Annotated in this window: 15 protein-coding genes and 1 pseudogene; 5 read left to right on the forward strand and 11 right to left on the reverse strand. The window is 36.4% G+C overall.

The window, feature by feature from the left end; all coding sequences use genetic code 11:
- Positions 1 to 18 precede the first annotated feature (18 nt).
- Positions 19 to 294 carry a hypothetical protein gene (locus tag H4J67_RS06495; protein WP_182175030.1) on the reverse strand — a complete coding sequence of 92 codons (276 nt, stop codon included), beginning with the start codon at positions 292 to 294 and terminating at the stop codon, positions 19 to 21.
- A gap of 173 nt (positions 295 to 467) precedes the next feature.
- Between H4J67_RS06495 and ubiE the strand changes: the two genes are divergently transcribed.
- Genes ubiE through ubiB form a run of 3 tightly spaced genes read left to right on the forward strand, consistent with a single transcriptional unit; the run spans position 468 to position 3,481 of the window.
- On the forward strand, positions 468 to 1,259 hold the full coding sequence (gene ubiE / locus H4J67_RS06500; protein ID WP_182175027.1) for a bifunctional demethylmenaquinone methyltransferase/2-methoxy-6-polyprenyl-1,4-benzoquinol methylase UbiE: 792 nt from the start codon (positions 468 to 470) through the stop codon (positions 1,257 to 1,259).
- A gap of 2 nt (positions 1,260 to 1,261) precedes the next feature.
- On the forward strand, positions 1,262 to 1,900 hold the full coding sequence (locus H4J67_RS06505; protein WP_182175024.1) for an SCP2 domain-containing protein: 639 nt from the start codon (positions 1,262 to 1,264) through the stop codon (positions 1,898 to 1,900).
- Between the two features lie 15 nt (positions 1,901 to 1,915).
- Complete coding sequence (gene ubiB / locus H4J67_RS06510; protein WP_182175021.1) at positions 1,916 to 3,481, forward strand: ubiquinone biosynthesis regulatory protein kinase UbiB; 1,566 nt, start codon at positions 1,916 to 1,918, stop codon at positions 3,479 to 3,481.
- Between the two features lie 470 nt (positions 3,482 to 3,951).
- Here the strand turns inward: ubiB and H4J67_RS06515 are convergent, their stop codons facing one another.
- Complete coding sequence (locus H4J67_RS06515; protein ID WP_182175018.1) at positions 3,952 to 5,388, reverse strand: IS1182 family transposase; 1,437 nt, start codon at positions 5,386 to 5,388, stop codon at positions 3,952 to 3,954.
- Between the two features lie 865 nt (positions 5,389 to 6,253).
- Here H4J67_RS06515 and H4J67_RS20495 point away from each other — a divergent pair.
- On the forward strand, positions 6,254 to 7,159 hold the full coding sequence (locus H4J67_RS20495; RefSeq protein ID WP_259368508.1) for a PEP-CTERM sorting domain-containing protein: 906 nt from the start codon (positions 6,254 to 6,256) through the stop codon (positions 7,157 to 7,159).
- A 63-nt stretch (positions 7,160 to 7,222) separates the two neighbouring features.
- Here H4J67_RS20495 and H4J67_RS06525 read toward each other — a convergent pair whose 3' ends face one another.
- The 3 genes from H4J67_RS06525 to rep all read right to left on the reverse strand — a co-directional run bounded on the left by H4J67_RS06525 (position 7,223) and on the right by rep (position 11,279).
- Positions 7,223 to 8,143 (reverse strand): reverse transcriptase/maturase family protein, encoded by a 921-nt coding sequence (locus tag H4J67_RS06525; protein WP_310650655.1) that lies wholly within the window; start codon positions 8,141 to 8,143, stop codon positions 7,223 to 7,225.
- Between the two features lie 515 nt (positions 8,144 to 8,658).
- Positions 8,659 to 8,844 carry a hypothetical protein gene (locus H4J67_RS06530; protein WP_157470951.1) on the reverse strand — a complete coding sequence of 62 codons (186 nt, stop codon included), beginning with the start codon at positions 8,842 to 8,844 and terminating at the stop codon, positions 8,659 to 8,661.
- A gap of 413 nt (positions 8,845 to 9,257) precedes the next feature.
- Positions 9,258 to 11,279, reverse strand: a complete 2,022-nt coding sequence (gene rep, locus H4J67_RS06535) for a DNA helicase Rep (protein ID WP_182175015.1) — start codon at positions 11,277 to 11,279, stop codon at positions 9,258 to 9,260.
- A 186-nt stretch (positions 11,280 to 11,465) separates the two neighbouring features.
- Between rep and H4J67_RS06540 the strand changes: the two genes are divergently transcribed.
- Positions 11,466 to 11,714 (forward strand): ubiquinone biosynthesis accessory factor UbiK, encoded by a 249-nt coding sequence (locus H4J67_RS06540; RefSeq protein WP_182175012.1) that lies wholly within the window; start codon positions 11,466 to 11,468, stop codon positions 11,712 to 11,714.
- Positions 11,715 to 11,773: 59 nt separating this feature from the next.
- On the opposite strand, the gene H4J67_RS06545 is transcribed toward H4J67_RS06540, so the two are convergent.
- The 6 genes and pseudogenes from H4J67_RS06545 to ilvA all read right to left on the reverse strand — a co-directional run bounded on the left by H4J67_RS06545 (position 11,774) and on the right by ilvA (position 16,853).
- Positions 11,774 to 11,965 (reverse strand): hypothetical protein, encoded by a 192-nt coding sequence (locus tag H4J67_RS06545; RefSeq protein WP_182175010.1) that lies wholly within the window; start codon positions 11,963 to 11,965, stop codon positions 11,774 to 11,776.
- Positions 11,947 to 12,375, reverse strand: a complete 429-nt coding sequence (locus H4J67_RS06550) for a hypothetical protein (RefSeq protein WP_182175007.1) — start codon at positions 12,373 to 12,375, stop codon at positions 11,947 to 11,949. Before H4J67_RS06550 ends, H4J67_RS06545 begins: the two co-directional genes overlap by 19 nt.
- Positions 12,376 to 12,382: 7 nt before the next feature.
- Positions 12,383 to 12,466: pseudogene (locus H4J67_RS21180) on the reverse strand (XRE family transcriptional regulator); the annotation flags it as partial.
- 238 nt (positions 12,467 to 12,704) lie between these two features.
- Complete coding sequence (locus tag H4J67_RS06560; RefSeq protein ID WP_182175004.1) at positions 12,705 to 13,475, reverse strand: response regulator; 771 nt, start codon at positions 13,473 to 13,475, stop codon at positions 12,705 to 12,707.
- A gap of 235 nt (positions 13,476 to 13,710) precedes the next feature.
- Positions 13,711 to 15,144, reverse strand: a complete 1,434-nt coding sequence (locus H4J67_RS20500) for a DUF418 domain-containing protein (protein ID WP_259368509.1) — start codon at positions 15,142 to 15,144, stop codon at positions 13,711 to 13,713.
- Positions 15,145 to 15,281: 137 nt separating this feature from the next.
- On the reverse strand, positions 15,282 to 16,853 hold the full coding sequence (ilvA, locus tag H4J67_RS06570; RefSeq protein ID WP_182175002.1) for a threonine ammonia-lyase, biosynthetic: 1,572 nt from the start codon (positions 16,851 to 16,853) through the stop codon (positions 15,282 to 15,284).
- Positions 16,854 to 16,880: the final 27 nt, after the last annotated feature.

A 16,880-nucleotide genomic window follows, 5' to 3' on the forward strand; every position in this document is an offset into this window, starting at 1 on the left:
TTTTCCTCGTGTCACTTGTTATTTAGCACAGTTTTTCAAAGCCGCGTTTTTCTTACGAATATAGTTATTAACTGCATGCTCTATTTCTTCATTAGATAATGAACCATCAATTTTACCATTGGCAATTAACCGCTCTTTTAACTTTTGCGTGTTTTTAAGTGGTGGTATCGTTGACTGGCGACAAACAACTTTTTTTATAATAACTTGTTCGCTGCTATTTTTAGCGGTTAGTGGTGCTGCTGTTTGCTGACACCCCAGTAATAAAGTCATTACGACCCCTAAATAAAATTTCATAACACCACCGTATGTAACAATAATATTAACCATAATACAGCATATTAATTAGTGGATAAAGTTTAACCAGCACAGTCCATTTAATAAAAAACCCCTCCACTTGATTTCAAGTGTTAATAATTGCGAAAAAATACGGTAAACTGTCAGTAATTTTAGCGATAAGTGAATGTTAGATGGCCGCTCAACAAGATAATCATCAAGAAAATGGATCAAATTCTTCAAGTGACAACACCACACATTTTGGCTTTCAAACGGTAGATAAAAACGAGAAAGAGTCAAAGGTTGCCAGTGTATTTCACTCTGTCGCCGCGCAATATGATGTAATGAATGACTTAATGTCTTTTGGTATTCATCGCCTTTGGAAACGCTTCACCATAGATGCTAGTGGCGTACGTCCTGGTAACAAAGTACTAGATTTAGCCGGTGGTACTGGCGATTTAACCGCAAAATTTTCACAGCTAGTTGGTCGTGAAGGTAAGGTTATTCTTGCTGATATTAATAGCTCTATGCTCAATGTTGGTCGAGATAAGTTACGTGACAAAGGTTTAGTACAAAATATTGAATACGTACAAGCCAATGCACAATACTTACCCTTTGAAGACAACACCTTTGATATTGTCACCATAGCTTTTGGTTTACGTAACGTTACGGACAAAGATATGGCGCTAAGATCTATTTACCGTGTATTAAAACCCGGTGGTCGTTTATTGGTGCTAGAATTTTCAAAACCAGAACATCAGTTAATCAGTAAGGCTTACGACTTTTATTCTTTTAATGTTCTTCCTAAAATGGGCGAATTAGTGGCTAAAGATGGTGATAGCTATCAATATTTAGCCGAGTCTATTCGCATGCACCCTGATCAAGAAACATTAAAAGAGATGATGGATTCAGCGGGTTTTGAACAGACAAGTTTCAAAAACCTTACCGGTGGTGTTGTTGCCCTACACAAAGGGTATAAATTTTAATCGTGACAAACTTCAGTAGTCAGTTAATGTTTCAACAAACGCTTTGTTCAACTGTAGAGTTTGCCTTTAATCAGGCACTCGCAATCAGTGTTAAGGGTGCCAGTGTTTTGCAGACCTTAGAAGAAAAAACATTGACCATTTTATTATCTGAGTTAGGTTTTCCACTAAGTTTCTCTGTTAATAACAACAAAGTGTTAGTGACTGGCCTAACTGAACGTAGCGACTGTACAATAAATACGAGTATAAAAACCTTACGTGAACTAAAGAAAGAGCAACAAATTACAGAGTTAATCAAGCAAGAGAAACTTGATGTTCAAGGTGACATTAAAGTTGCTCAACAGTTTGCTAATATTGCCCAATCATTAGAAATTGATTGGCAAAGCGAAATTGCTCAACATATTGGTGATATTCCTACTTATAAGTTGTCGCAGTTAAGTAAGCGCTGGGCGAAAAAAATTAATTTTGCCACACAACAGATACAAGCCGACGCCAGCGAATGGCTAGTGCATGAAAAACGCTTAGTGGTTACAGCCAGTCAACTTGGTAACTTTAGTGAACAGGTTACTGAATTAACTAAGCAAACAAATACAGTAGCGGAACGTATTCAGCGACTTGCTGAAAAAATAACTCCCTTAACTTAATTCTCAAGGAACATTGTGAGCAGTTTACGACTTTATCGCATCATCAAAACACTTCTTCAGTTTGGTCTTGATGAACTGATCCCAAGCCATATGATACCTTGGTATGCAAAACTTATTCGCTTATCATTATTCTGGTTACGTAATAAACACCAAGATAAGCCTTCAGCCTTGCGACTTCGCCTAGCGATTGAATCTTTAGGTCCGGTGTTTGTAAAGTTTGGCCAGATGTTGTCAACCCGTCGTGACTTACTTCCTGAAGATTTTGCCAACGAACTGGCATTACTGCAAGATCAAGTACCTGCTTTTGATGGTGAATTAGCCAAGGCTATTGTTTTAGAAGCCATAGGTGAAGAAACATTTAATCAGCATTTTAGTGATTTTAATAGTAAACCTCTTGCTTCGGCGTCAATTGCCCAAGTGCATACAGCCACCTTGCTGCAAGACGGACAACCCTTTGAAGTAGTCCTTAAAGTTTTACGCCCCAACATTACAGAGACAATTTTAGCTGACGTAAAAGTCATGTCGCTATTTGCGGGTGTTGTCGCTAAATTTTTACCTGATGGTAAACGACTACGCCCAAAAGAGGTCGTTAATGAATACCGAAAAACGATTGTTGACGAACTAGATCTCAACCGTGAAGCCGCGAATGCAACCTTATTAAAGCACAATTTTTCCCAGGGTAATGCCAGCGATAGCGTATTATACGTACCCAAGGTTTATAGTGACTTTAGCCATGAAAACGTAATGGTTATGGAACGTATTTATGGTATTGGCGTTGGAGAGATAGCGACACTTCAAGGGCTTGGCGTAGACATGAAATTACTTGCTGAGCGTGGGGTTGAAGTGTTTTTTACCCAAGTATTTCGTGACAGCTTTTTTCATGCTGATATGCATCCAGGCAATGTTTTTGTCGATGCAACAAACCCTGCCGATCCAACATGGATAGCGATAGATTGTGGTATCTGTGGTACGTTAAACCGTGAAGATAAACGCTACTTGGCCGAAAATTTTGTCGCGTTTTTTAATAGAGATTATCGGAAAGTTGCCGAGCTTCATGTCGACTCTGGCTGGGTACCAAGCGAGACCAGTGTTGATGAGTTTGAATTTGCTATTCGCACTGTTTGCGAACCGATATTCAACAAACCCTTATCAGAAATATCTTTTGGGCAAGTGCTGGTAAGCCTTTTTAACACCGCCAGACGATTCAATATGGAAGTACAACCACAACTGGTTTTATTACAGAAAACCTTACTCTATATCGAAGGCTTAGGCCGACAACTATACCCACAACTCGACTTATGGCAAACCGCTAAACCTTTCTTAGAGAATTGGGTAAAACAGCAAATGGGTGTTAAAGCCGTATTTAAAAAGATAAAAGAGAATCTGCCTTTTTGGAATGAAAAACTGCCTGAAATGCCAGACCTGCTTTATGATTATTTAAAAACGACTCAAGTAACCCGTCAAAAGCAAATGCACTTATTCACTGAATTAAAAACGCAGCAACACAAAAATCATAAAGTTATTATTGGTACTTTGCTTTTTAGTACCTTATGTATTTGTGCAGCCATTATATTTCACTAATACCTGCTTCAACTGTCTGAGTAGATATCAGTAATGAGGTTATCTCACGTTAATCTAAGCTGAGATAATTACTTCCGGAGATATCCGTTCGAGGACTAAATCTAAGTTGACGTTATCGGCTTGAGACGAAATAAATTTTTTGAGACGACAAAGCATTATTATTTTGTGACTATTTGAGGTCTTAACTACTAGTGTTATAAAGGCCGCTAACCAACATTAACGATCACTCTGCGGACATTCCTGACGTTATCTACTGATTATTCTTCAGGTCAACTGATAGCCCAGCCTGTGTGAAAACTAATTATTGTAAGTTTTCATTATTGGGGGTTTATATCAGCTCTTTATAAGGCTTCGCGTAGCGAAGCCAATATTTATGAATATCCATGCTTTATATTTTTTATGAGTTCAAAATTGCTTATATTGACGCGTGTTTTGAACATATTCCAGTGTTTTAAAGGGAAGCATAGCCCTTAGGCCACCATCACTTCCTTCATCAACTTTTCTGTTCCAAAGATATTGAGCGTTCTTTTTAAATTATACGCTAATACATGCAGGTTCAATTCTGTACTGACATTTTTAAACCCTCTTGTTAAAAGATGCGTGGCTCCTGCCCACAACTTAATCGTACCAAAGGGATGTTCAACCGTTTGTTTTCGTTGAAGCATCGCATCAGGCGTTGCTTTGAGCAAGGCGTCCATTTTTTCCATATCAGTTTCATGGATCCAACGTCTCATTCTTCTAGGGTCTTTTTTAGAACGGGTACATTGGCTTCGGATAGTACAATTTTTACAAGCCATACCATTGAAGTAAATTTTGATATCTAACCCTCCTTCTATCGCATTGAATCGATGTTGAAGCTCATTTCCCGCAGGGCAAATATAAACATCACTATCTTGATTGTATTGAAACAGTGACTTGTTAAAAACCCCTTTCTTGTCAGAGCCTGATGTATCGGTTTTAGGTACAAGCGTCAATACACCTAGATCTTGAGTATCTTTAATATCTTGTCGGCTGTAATAACCTTTATCCGCCAATATTGTTGTAACACTTTTCCCCAATGCTTTAAGTGTCTGTTTGGTCATATTGCACAACTGGCCTCTATCTGTTGTATTGGTGACTTCGTGAGCAACAATTAAATGATGTTTGGTATCGACAGCGCTTTGTATGTTATAGCAAATAGCTCGCGTCATACCCTGTGTTTTCATCAAGCGACAATCAGGATCGACCGTTGATATCTGTTTATCAGGATGATTATTAACGGCTAGCTCCATCTCTTTTAGTTCAACGAGATGCTGTTTTAGGAAATCTAACTTAGATTCAATATTAGTAATGTCTTTTGGTGAGTTCTCTTGTGAATCTGATTGTTCAAGCTGCTTAAAATATTTATTAATATGTTTTTCAACTAGCTCTATATGAAACTTCACTTTGCTCGGTGTGTAGTTTTTATCTTTGTTGTTGGACGCCCTAAACTTACTACCATCAATGGCAACGGTCGCTTCACTAAACATATTAAATTTATGGCACATTTGAACGAAGGTTTTACACGTGTTTTTAATTCCACGATGGTTATCTTTTCTAAAGTCAGCAATCGTTTTAAAGTCTGGAGATAAACGTTCCGTGAGCCACATAAGTTCAACATTACGTTGTGTTTCTCGCTCTAGACAGCGTGACGACTGAATTCTGTTTAAATAACCATAGATATAAATCTTGAGTAATATGGCGGGATGATAATCAGGTCGGCCAGTTGCTTTAGATTGAACACCTTTGAAACCAAGGTTTTCTAAATCTAAACCATCGACAAATACATCAATTACTCTAACAGGATTTTCTTTAGCGACAAAATCTTCAAGCATTTCTGGAAAGAGGGTTGCTTGGGAGCGAGATGAACCTTTAATATGACGTGACATACAGCCAACATATAATCAATTAACCTAATGAATATTATAGCAAATATTGAGTGATATATTATCTTGTTTTGAGATTGATTGATCATAAGTATCCGGTGCTTATTCGAAAAAGTGATCAAAACGTTTTCACACAGTCTGAGCCAATAGCCGACATTAGCTTCTGTGCATCCCTGATCATATCTAGAAGAATATTAGACAGAATTTTCTATTCGTCTTTAAGACGGATTTAAGACGGATTTGAGACTTGAGTTCAAACTGGCTAACAACAACGGATAAAACTCCGTTAGTACGCATTTAATAAATTTTATCATCTTATTTTATTCTAAATTCGTTAATATAAGAAGATATAATTTATCAAATAAATCAAAGTCTTGATGGTTTAATTGTATCAACGGATGACATGTCAAACCAACTGATTACAAGTCAGTTGCTAGATGGTGTTAAGGTTTTGAATATACTGGTCTGTAGTGGTGTTGATGTGTTGAAATACAATAATTAGCACCACTGAGTTTCAATCAACTACACTACTAAAGTACGTGTTTTAGCTAGATTAAGGTGATTTTTGTGATGATTTATATGTAATTGTTAATGAAGTTCAATCACCTAATAATACTTATAGGCTGAAACTGATTTAAATCACAGTTTGTGATTGTTATATAATAAATTCACCTGGTTGATAAGCTGTTTTATGTCAGGTTATTTTACAATATAACTTTTTAAATTCCGTATGGACTTTTATTGTGTTGAAATTGTTTGGTATTTTAACTCTGGTGTGATTTTTGCTTTAAATACGAAAGATTAATAAACTGCTATTTTAACACATACCCTACCAAAATTAATGGAAAGGGATTAAAAGGAAATACAAATGAAATTTAGATTTTTGAATGCTGCTTTAGCAAGTTCAATGTTCTATGTTGGCTGTTTTGCTAATGTAGCTCATGCCGGTTTGATCTCGTTGGATGGAAATTTTGTATCAATTCAAGTTTCTGATAATGGCACGTTAGGTAACGGAACATCTGGTCCACAGTTAAAATATGATAGTACTGGAACAGGTACTTTTGCCACTGGTATCTATAATGATTGGATGTTGCCAGGTTCTCCTTGGGAGGGATTTAGTATTTCGACAGCCGAAACTGGATTATTATCAAATCTTAATGGTTCATCGTTTGAAATATCAGGGGTAACTACCGATACTTCCGGAATTTCGATATATGATTCATCAGCAACCTTTACCGCTGATTATGGTTCGTTTTTTAGTATAACAACCAACACTTTTTTTAATGATAATAGTTCTTATGTAGGCTTTAATACAACTTTAACTGCTTTGGTTGATTTAAGTGACGTGTTCTTTTCGAGACAGTTTGATCCTGATTGGCATACAAGTACATGTACCAATTTTGATACTACAAATACAAGGCATAGTGGTGATCTGGTAACTGCAACAGAAGGTTGTGAAAACAAAGTGATAGGGATTCAAACTGATAGTAAACTGGTTCATAATGTGGGTCTCGGTAATTGGGAAACTGATCCTAGTTATTGGCTTGGAGGTCCACAAAGCGGCGCTTTTGGTGATAATGCTATAGGTATAGGCTTTGATTTGGGGAGTTTAAAAACAGGTGAAAAAATCGATATCAAATACAATTATGTAATGGGGCTTTCTGTTGACACTTTGGATATACCACGCACGGATGTACCAGAGCCATCTACACTTGCTATTTTCGCATTAGGAATGATTGGTTTAGCATCACGTCGATTTAAGAAACAATCTTAATTCAACTGATTCAGTATCAAAATTAATTATCGACGACGGTATGCCTGAATAAAACCATGTAACCTAATGTTGTCGATAATCATCAAGAAGCATCTTCCAATTTTGTAGATGCTTCTTTTGCTCATAAAGCTGCGTTAATCGACGTATGTGATTTTGTAATGTTCGTTTTGAAACTGTTATTTTTGCTTGTCCAAACTGATACCCTAAAAAGTCAAAACGATTATTAATTCTACCAATCGTGGTTTTATCAGGGTGTTGTTTTAATTTTAGTTTTTCAAAATGTTGATTAACCGTTTTTATCGCTTTGCGTAATTTCCACCTTGATGGTGATAATACGATGATGTCATCCATGTATCGTCGGTAATAAACGTTTTTACCTTCCATTTCTTTATCTAACTCAACTAGGTAAAAACTCGATATAATAGGGCTTAACGGGCAACCCGATGATATACCTTGTTTAATATCTTTAAATAATCCACCTGATTCAACACTTCTTTTTAAATACTGTGCTAGTAAGTTCATTACCGCTTTATCTTTGATGTAAACCGATAACTTATCTAACAATATCTCGTGGTTTATCGATTCGTAATAAGATTTAACATCCGTTCTAAATACAAAGATATTATTCGTTATTTCACGTTGTATTGAAGTTACCGTTTGTTTGCTACCTCCATGCCCTTTTAAGTGTGTACACAGCTTAGATGAAGGTAAATAACGCTGTAACACCAGTGATAACAACTTCAACACCACACTATCGATTGATGTCCATAAGTGAATAACTTCACCTGATGATTTAGTTATCTTTTGCAATGGTTGAAAGTTAAATGTATTTGATATTAATTCATCAATAAGTTGTGGTTTAATTTTATTCCAATGAAAACGTACATCCCATACATCACTGTTATCAGGAAAGTGTTTTCGTTGTTTACATAACCACCTAAACGATTCATCTATTAAATCTTCAGATACTAATTCGGTTATCACTTAATGAATACACCACTTTAAAATATTCTATACCTATTGATTTATTAGTAGTGGTATTCAATAAAAATTACTACCATAGGATACTTAATCCTTTGCTATGCCACATGTGTAAAAGCCTTCAGACACTTTAACTGATTATTCATCACTACTGGTATGATTTTTATAGTTTTTGACAAAAAATAATCCATACATAACCTATCCTTTTTACGATTAATTGTCGAAATGGTCGCAGTTAAATAAGCAAAGGCTTATGTCCGGTTTCGTATCAGAGAAGACCTTTTTGGTGCTGATTTAGGGTGTTAGGAAAGGTCTCTTTTGTGGCATTAGTTAGCGTTAATAGGTGAAATACCAAAGGCAGCAATGAACTTAAAGTGGACGTTATAATTTATGCGTTACTAGCCTTCATAAAGCGCGTAAGTTATTTTTACAAACCCGTAAAATAATGACTAGGAAAACCAACAACAATAAATTATATCTGTTGAGCTGTTTTAATTTTAGATGACCTTATTGTATGTCTAACATTTCAACTTATATTCTGACCAATGCAAAGTATTACCTAACAAAACGACACTGCCAGAAACAATCAAGATTGCTGTACTCAAAATACCCGTCATAATGATACATTCCGCTATACCGCCATCGTCACAATCTCCTAGCTCCCCCATTTGAGTGGATTTTAAGGTTAGTTTTTTTGTCACCATATCGCAATCATAATAGTAAGGCTGGTCAGGTGAAGAAGAAGGAACGAACGCACATGAACTGACGGAAATACAAATAAAACAACTCAACAGCACTTTCTTTAAACTCATCAACTGCGATATCCATATAATTAATTTTTCATTAAAAGTGAGACCAATAAAAGACTTATCAGCTTTTATTAAGTAAGAGGTCAAACTTTGTGTAGATTAATTATAATGAAATACAAAACATTAAACTGTTCAGTTTTTGTATTTCATTTGTTTAACTTTGTAAGATTATTTTAATTTTCATGGCTAATTGTTAATAAAAAATAACGCCTCATTGAAGCAAAGAGGCGTTATTTTATTATCATTAATGGCGGGCTTAATTGAAATTTTTTGTTTTAGTTATCTTTAGCCAAAACATAAAAAAGTACTTATTTATTTTTATTCTTGAGCATATCACGCAAATTCGCCACACCCATTTTAGTGGTTTTGTCTTTGTGCTCTTGGCTTTTTTTAGTTTCTGTTAGCTCCCAACTTAAATCGTCTTGCGGTAATTCGTGTAAAAATCGACTCGCTTCAGTGCGAGAAACTTCACCATATTGTCGGCGCTCTTTGGCATAAGTAAAAATCAATTCACGTTGTGCACGGGTAATTCCCACATAAGCCAATCGACGCTCTTCTTCAACATTACCTTCGTCCATACTTGTTTGGTGTGGCAATAAACCTTCTTCCATGCCAATCAAGAAGACATAAGGAAATTCTAGCCCCTTAGAAGCGTGTAGTGTCATTAATTGTACTTGGTCAGCATCGTCTTCATCTTCGCCACGTTCCATCATATCGCGCAAGGTTAAGCGGGTTACAATGGCTGGCAATAACATAGGCTCTTCTTCTTCATCCCCTTCAAGCATATTAGTTACCCAACTAAAAAGTTGCGTAACGTTTTTCATGCGCATTTCTGCCGCTTTTGGGCTAGGCGAAGTGTCGTACAGCCAATCTTCATAATTTATTTCACGGATCATCGCTCTAAGCACGGCAGGTGTATCACCTCGCTCCGCGTGATCGCCAGTTTCAACTAACCAACGAGTAAACCTTTGCACATGCACTAAACCACGACCGGTTAAATGCTGTTCAAGCCCCAACTCAAAACTAGCGGCGAACATACTTATTTGCCGCATATTGGCGTAATTACCCAGTTTTTCTAGTGTCGTGGGTCCAATCTCTCTGCGTGGTACATTAACTATTCTTAGAAATGCATTGTCATCATCAGGGTTCACCAAAACACGTAAAAATGCCATCATGTCTTTAATTTCGCTGCGTGAGAAGAATGAAGTCCCGCCGCTGATCTTATAAGGAATACGGTTAAGCATTAATGCTTTTTCTAATAAGCGTGATTGATGATTACCACGATACAAGATCGCATAATTTTTAAATTTACTTTTATTTAAGAACTTATGACCAATTAATTCACCGACCACTCGCTCAATTTCATGCTCTTCATTTTTCGCTTGAATAACGCGCAGTTCAACGCCGTAAGCCAACTCACTAAACAACGCTTTGTCGTAAACATGAGGATTGTTCGCGATTAATGTATTGGCACACTTAAGAATACGACCACTTGAGCGGTAATTTTGTTCTAACTTAATCAACTTAAGTTGCGGAAAATCTTCTCCGAGTAAAACAAGATTTTGCGGTTTTGCACCACGCCATGAATATATAGATTGATCGTCATCGCCAACAACCGTTAACAAGGCCCGTTCACCCGCAATTAATTTTACTAACTCATATTGGCTGGCATTGGTATCTTGATATTCATCAACCAGTAAGTATTGAATTTTTTTCTGCCAGCGTGTTTTAACGTCAGGAAAGTTTTTTAATAACAAGGTAGGGATTAAGATTAAGTCATCGAAATCAAGCGCGTTATAAGCCTTCATATGTTTTTGATAGAGCTGGTAGAATTCAGCAAACATCGTGGTGTCTGCATCACCAGCCATTTTTATCGCGGAGTCAGGTAACATTAAGTCATTTTTCCAATTGGAAATCATGCTCTGTAATTTACTCAGTAAATCTTTATCACCATCAAGCTCATCATGTGTTAATTCTTTTAATAAAGATAACGTGTCTTGGTCGTCAAATAAGGTAAAACCGGGTTTATAACCTAAGGTTTTAATTTCTTTACGAATAATATCAAGACCCAGCGAGTGAAAAGTCGAAACAGTGAGACCTCGCGTTAAACTTTTGTCCATCATCTTAATCACACGTTCTTTCATTTCTCGTGCGGCTTTATTGGTAAAGGTTACTGCCGCAATATTACGGGCTTTGTAATCACATTTTTCAATAAGATAAGCAATTTTCTTACAGATAACCCCTGTTTTACCACTACCCGCGCCGGCTAAGACTAAGCAGGGGCCAGTAACATATTTTACCGCTTCATTTTGTCCGGGGTTAAGTTTCATAGTGTTCAGTTTTTCAGATAATTAGATTTTCAGGGCGATGATTTTACCTTGTTTGCTCTATATCGTATATACCCGCGCACAGGTCAAACTCTACATTGTTAAATATCTTAGAGTTAATAAATTAGCCATTGGCAAAACCATTAAATACATTACAATGAGCTCATTGATGAACTAAGGATAATTATTATGTTTAACGCTAAAAAGATTGAAGAAATCGCCAAACAAGTTTCCGATGCAATTCCACTTAAATTCAAAGATATAGCTGCAGATATTGAAGAAAAAACCAAAGTGGTGTTACAACGAAAATTAACACAGCTTGACGTAGTTTCTCGTGAAGAGTTTGATGTACAAACACAAGTATTATTAAAAACGCGTCAAAAACTGGCTGAGTTAGAAAATAAGCTCACTGAAATCGAAGCTAAGTTAGCTGAATAAAGCCATAAATAGCGATAAGTTATTATCGGTACAACTAACTTATCGCTTCGAAGAGTAGACTAAGTGACTATTTTATAGACACGTCGCTCTAAAATAAAGCCCATAATTCCCATGAAAAACAAGAATACACCCGCTATTCGTAGCCATGCATTTATTGGCTGAGCAATCATTTTTTCACTATCAGCACGATAAAGCCGAAGCCCTTTTGGTAATGTTACGACGTAGTTTTTCCCTAAGAATTTCTCAGACAATATGAATTTTCATCCTTACGTTGTGTCATCTCCATCTTCTTTTTATAGTAAAGCTGGTTTTTTACATTTTCTCGCGGGATCATCTTCTCACAATAATCAAATATATCTTTTGGCTCTCCCACTAAAACAACGCCTTGAGAATAATATCCAAACTGTACCTCTGGAAACAATATTTTACTTTGCCCGACATAGAATAAAGTAAGCGCAAGGACAATCAGTGCACTGCATATATAAAGATAACACCTTTGATTTAACATTTGTGATTGCTGTTGCTGCCTTAACCAATGCTCTATATCAGGTATTTGCTTGAGCTGAGTCTCAGCGTAATGTCTGTCGAATGCAGCTATAAAATCAGCTAAAGATAACTCATAAGCGGCTAATAACCTTCTAAAAATATCATTTGATGGCATTGACTTATCATTTTTCTAACTTTGATAAATAAGATTGCTCTATTCCCGTTAAATCAGCTAAATCAGGCTGACTTAATGCTTTTTCATTTCTAAGTTTTTTAACTGTTCACCAAGCGTCATTTGCTTTTCCTTTTTAGATTAAGTATTAAAATGCCGTCGACAGCAGACTTATTCTTGGTTATTCCTGCAATAATATAAAGGTGAATATTTAAGAATATTGTTGAATATAGAAATGTTGTTAAGGTTATTTGACATAAATGTTTATTGTCATTGGTTACCCATAAAAAAGCAGCCACCGGCTGCTTTTTTATTTTAAGGATAAACTTAATTTAATTGATATCTTTTAGTTTCTCAATATATTGTAGCTTCTCAATATTTAGCATAACGCGACAATAGAATTCTTCGGGACAAAAAGGTTTTCGTAGAAAATCATCGGCACCATTTTTAATGAATCGTGCTGATTGAAAACTCTTTTCTAAACTCGCTACCGCTATAATGATTAACTCATTAATCGGGTTTTTGGCTCTAATTTTATGCACTAATTCTAAACCACTCACCCCGGTTAAATCTTGCTCAAGGATCACAATTTTTATATCTGGTTGCTCCTCAAGCTTTTTAATGGCTTTGGTACCATCTTCAACATCATAAACTGTGAAGTTTCTTCGTTTAAGTAGCTGACAAACATGATTTCTTGAGGCTAAAGAGTCATCAACGACTAAAACACCAATTTTTGGGTTATGCAGTTGGCCATGAAGGATTCGAAGTAAGTAATGATAAGCCTGAGCATTCGTTTTTGTAATGTAATCAATAATGGGTTGGTTAAGTAATTTCTTATGCGTAGCGTCATCAATTCGGCCCGTCATGATAATACTGGGAATATTGTGCTGAACAATATAGGGAACAACTTCACCATTAGGCGCATCAGGTAAACCATAATCAAGCGTCGCTAAGAAAAAACTATGTTCTTGGGCAAGCAACACTTTAACATGAGCAAAGGTGTGAGCGATGGTCACGGAATACCCTAAGGAAACAGCAATCTTTTCAATGACTAACGCAGTAGACTTACTGTCCTCAACAACGAGTAATCTTTTTTTGGTCATATAAAACTCACTCGAATTAGTAAAACTTAATTATAAATTACTATACCTGAGAGTTTTACTAAGTAAACTTATATTACCCGGTGGCTCTTCTTTGCTTGTCTACTTCGGCTAAACAAAGAGAATTATCGTTCATTAAAGTCAATAATAAAAAAGTTAATCTATCTTCTTTAGGTAACAAGCAGCCAATGGCTGCTTGTTAACTTTTAAAGGTAAACTCACTTCAATTTACCGCAGGTTACAACTTCATTGGCTGCATTTGTTTATAGGTTAGGCTACGCCATAACCATTCCATGGGACCAAAGCGGTAGCGGTTTAACCACCATTTAGATAATATTATTTGAGTCACTATAATGGCTATAACAATAAGCATTTGTGGTGCTCTTGATATCTCACCGTATTGCCCTCCCGCATAACCATAAAAGATACTCGTTAAAATAACTGAATGCATTAGATAATTGGTTAATGCCATTTGCCCCATGGGTGAAAATGCAGCAAAGAATTTTTTCCATATTTGTTTATTCAAGGCACAAACAACAAGACCTAAATATCCTGCTGATAGTAAATATTGGCCGATATAAAAAAGTGTTTGCCCAACACCTTGCAGTACAACTGAAATAGCTGTGGCAGGGTGTTGAATAATTAAGATGCTAGCAACATTTAATGGAATACCAACACATAAACCGACTTTAGCCAAGAGACTAAAAAATTTATGATGCTCTTGGTGTTTGGTTATTTTTTCTGTCACCACTAGCCAAAAACCTAAGATAAATATTGGTATTAAAACGACCAACGACATAATAGGCGTAAACATCAACATAAATCCCAGAAAGCCAAGCCGGTATTCTGTAGCTTGCCAATAACTATTTTGCATAAAGGCACTATCTTCTTCAGCAATATCCGCCTGTAATGCTTTACGTTGTTCAATAGTTTCAGCAATAGTGATTTCTCTCAGTTCTTCATCGGTAAGTATAGCTTCTTCAGCACTAGACTCTTCACTATCAATAGCATCGTTCTTTTCTAATATAACATCAGTATTTATCAGTAATTGCTGTTCAACTGCTGTATATATATCAAGTTCGTTTTGCCATATTTCTTGATACTTAGACTCGTTAAAAACCATGCCCAATATAGAACCCAAAAAACTCACCAGAAAAAGAGGGATCATTAGCCACATTAAGGCTAATTTTAAATAAGCTTTTGGGTCTTCTGTTTTTTTATAGGTAACCCAAGCTAATAGAATTAGACCCGCGATAGCGTACTGGTGTAAAATATCACCGCCCCATAAAAAAATCATATGGGCTATACCGATGAGCAGCAATACCAACATACGACGAACAAACCAAGCACCAAAGGGTCGACCGGCATCTTTGGCACGTAACAACATAACAGCAAAGCCCATTCCAAAGATAAGGGCAAATAATTTATAAAATTTACCTTCAACAAAACAACGAATTAACCAACCAACCGCATGGTCAATACCGGTTAATGTTGTATCGTGGCTACCTAAAGAAATAATTGCACGGTTAAACCATTCAATATTCATCAATAAAATACCAACGAGAGCTAGGCCACGTAAAATATCTAAGGCATCAACACGTTTATGTTTATCTAAGGGTTTTAACTTAGGGGGGGGGATTACTGATTCATCTTCTTGGCTTACTTGCATCATGAAATGTCCATATAGTTTTTATGGATATAGAATAAACTAATTTTTCTGTAATTGAAAAGTATAAAATATAAGAAGCCACTTCAATTAAAGTGGCTTTAGTCTATGATCAGTAAAGGTTATTTAAATAATTTCTCGATTTAATTTAAAAATGCTTGGTAGGCTTTATTTTCGGTTTCTTCTTGCCACTCATAACCTAAATCTTTTAGATGATTGAAAAAGGCAAGCTGATCATCATTTTTCACTTCAAAGCCAGCTAATACTTGACCAAAAGCCGCACCATGATTACGGTAATGAAATAAAGTTATATTCCAATGCTCACCTAAAGTATCTAAGAACTTTTCCAATGCACCTGGATATTCAGGAAACTGAAAACGAAAAATACGCTCTGGCGTCGGTGAAGAATTTTGGCCACCGATCATATAACGGACATGAAGCTTAGCTAATTCGTTATCAGTAAAATCTGTTGCTCGATAATCTTTTTTAGTTAACTGTGACAGTAAGTGATTTCGATCATCCTCACCACTGGTTCTAACACCCACAAAAATATTAGCACTTTTATGGCTGCCATTGGCTTTTTTTGCATAACGGTAATTAAATTCAGTGATCACTCGTCCATCTAAGGCATGACAGAATGTTCTAAAACTACCTTTCTTTTCTGGAATTTTTACTGCAAGCACCGCTTCTTTTTGCTCACCTAATTCACAGCGTTCTGAAATATATCGTAACGTATGAAAATTCATATTAGCACCAGAAAGGATAGCAACTAATGCTTCATCTCCAGCGCTGGTTTTACAATACTTCTGTAAACCCGCCAATGACAATGCACCAGCCGGTTCTGAAATAACACGCGTCTGTTCAAAGATGTCTTTGATAGAAGTACAAATTTCATCGGTTGTTACCGTGATCACGTCATCACAATAATGTTTAATGACATTGAAGGTGTTTTCACCAATCCTTTTTACGGCAACCCCGTCAGCAAACAGTCCCACTTGTTCTAAGTCGACCGGTTTGCCGGCTTCCATCGCGGCTTTCAAGCAAGCAGAGTCTTCTGCTTCAACACCGATGACTTTTATATTGGGTCGTAGTTGCTTTAAATAAACCGACATACCTGCTAGTAAACCGCCGCCACCGACAGGAACAAAAACAACGTCCATTTTTGGGTGCTGCTGTAAAAGTTCTTTGGCAACCGTGCCTTGTCCAGCGATAATATCGATATCATCAAAAGGAGGAACTATTGTTTTATTTTCATCACGGGCAAAATCTAATGAAGCAACTTGTGCTTCATTGAAACTTTTACCGACTAAACGCACTTCTGCGCCAAAACGACGTACATTATCAACTTTTATATCAGGTGTTGTTATTGGCATAACAATCGTGGCTTTAATACCAAGCTTATTTGCTGCAAGTGCCAAGCCCTGAGCATGATTACCGGCAGAAGCGGCAATCACCCCATGAATACACTGCTCTTCAGTTAAATTAACAAGCTTATTATAAGCACCACGTATCTTAAAAGAATGAACCGGTTGTTGGTCTTCACGTTTAAGGAAAATTTGATTACCTAAACGTGATGACAACTTAGTTAATGGTGTTAATTCACTTTCTATAGCAACATCATAAACGGGTGCCAATAAAATTCTTCGTAAATAGTCGAGCCCTTGTTCTTGAGTTTCTTTCGCAAGCACTAAAGCTTGCTGTTCAGCTTCAGTCATTATATTTTTTCCAAAAGGTCATCAAGA

The sequence above is a fragment of the Colwellia sp. BRX10-4 genome (assembly GCF_014077465.1).
Classification (GTDB): domain Bacteria; phylum Pseudomonadota; class Gammaproteobacteria; order Enterobacterales; family Alteromonadaceae; genus Colwellia_A.

Excerpts from the sequence above, each read along its gene's own strand:
- H4J67_RS06495 (WP_182175030.1), bottom strand. The coding sequence starts at position 294 with ATGAAATTTTATTTAGGGGTCGTAATGACTTTATTACTGGGGTGTCAG.
- ubiE (WP_182175027.1), top strand. The coding sequence starts at position 468 with ATGGCCGCTCAACAAGATAATCATCAAGAAAATGGATCAAATTCTTCA.
- H4J67_RS06515 (WP_182175018.1), bottom strand. The coding sequence starts at position 5,388 with ATGTCACGTCATATTAAAGGTTCATCTCGCTCCCAAGCAACCCTCTTT.
- H4J67_RS20495 (WP_259368508.1), top strand. The coding sequence starts at position 6,254 with ATGAAATTTAGATTTTTGAATGCTGCTTTAGCAAGTTCAATGTTCTAT.
- H4J67_RS06530 (WP_157470951.1), bottom strand. The coding sequence starts at position 8,844 with ATGGTGACAAAAAAACTAACCTTAAAATCCACTCAAATGGGGGAGCTA.
- rep (WP_182175015.1), bottom strand. The coding sequence starts at position 11,279 with ATGAAACTTAACCCCGGACAAAATGAAGCGGTAAAATATGTTACTGGC.
- H4J67_RS06540 (WP_182175012.1), top strand. The coding sequence starts at position 11,466 with ATGTTTAACGCTAAAAAGATTGAAGAAATCGCCAAACAAGTTTCCGAT.
- H4J67_RS06550 (WP_182175007.1), bottom strand. The coding sequence starts at position 12,375 with ATGCCATCAAATGATATTTTTAGAAGGTTATTAGCCGCTTATGAGTTA.
- H4J67_RS06560 (WP_182175004.1), bottom strand. The coding sequence starts at position 13,475 with ATGACCAAAAAAAGATTACTCGTTGTTGAGGACAGTAAGTCTACTGCG.
- H4J67_RS20500 (WP_259368509.1), bottom strand. The coding sequence starts at position 15,144 with ATGATGCAAGTAAGCCAAGAAGATGAATCAGTAATCCCCCCCCCTAAG.
- ilvA (WP_182175002.1), bottom strand. The coding sequence starts at position 16,853 with ATGACTGAAGCTGAACAGCAAGCTTTAGTGCTTGCGAAAGAAACTCAA.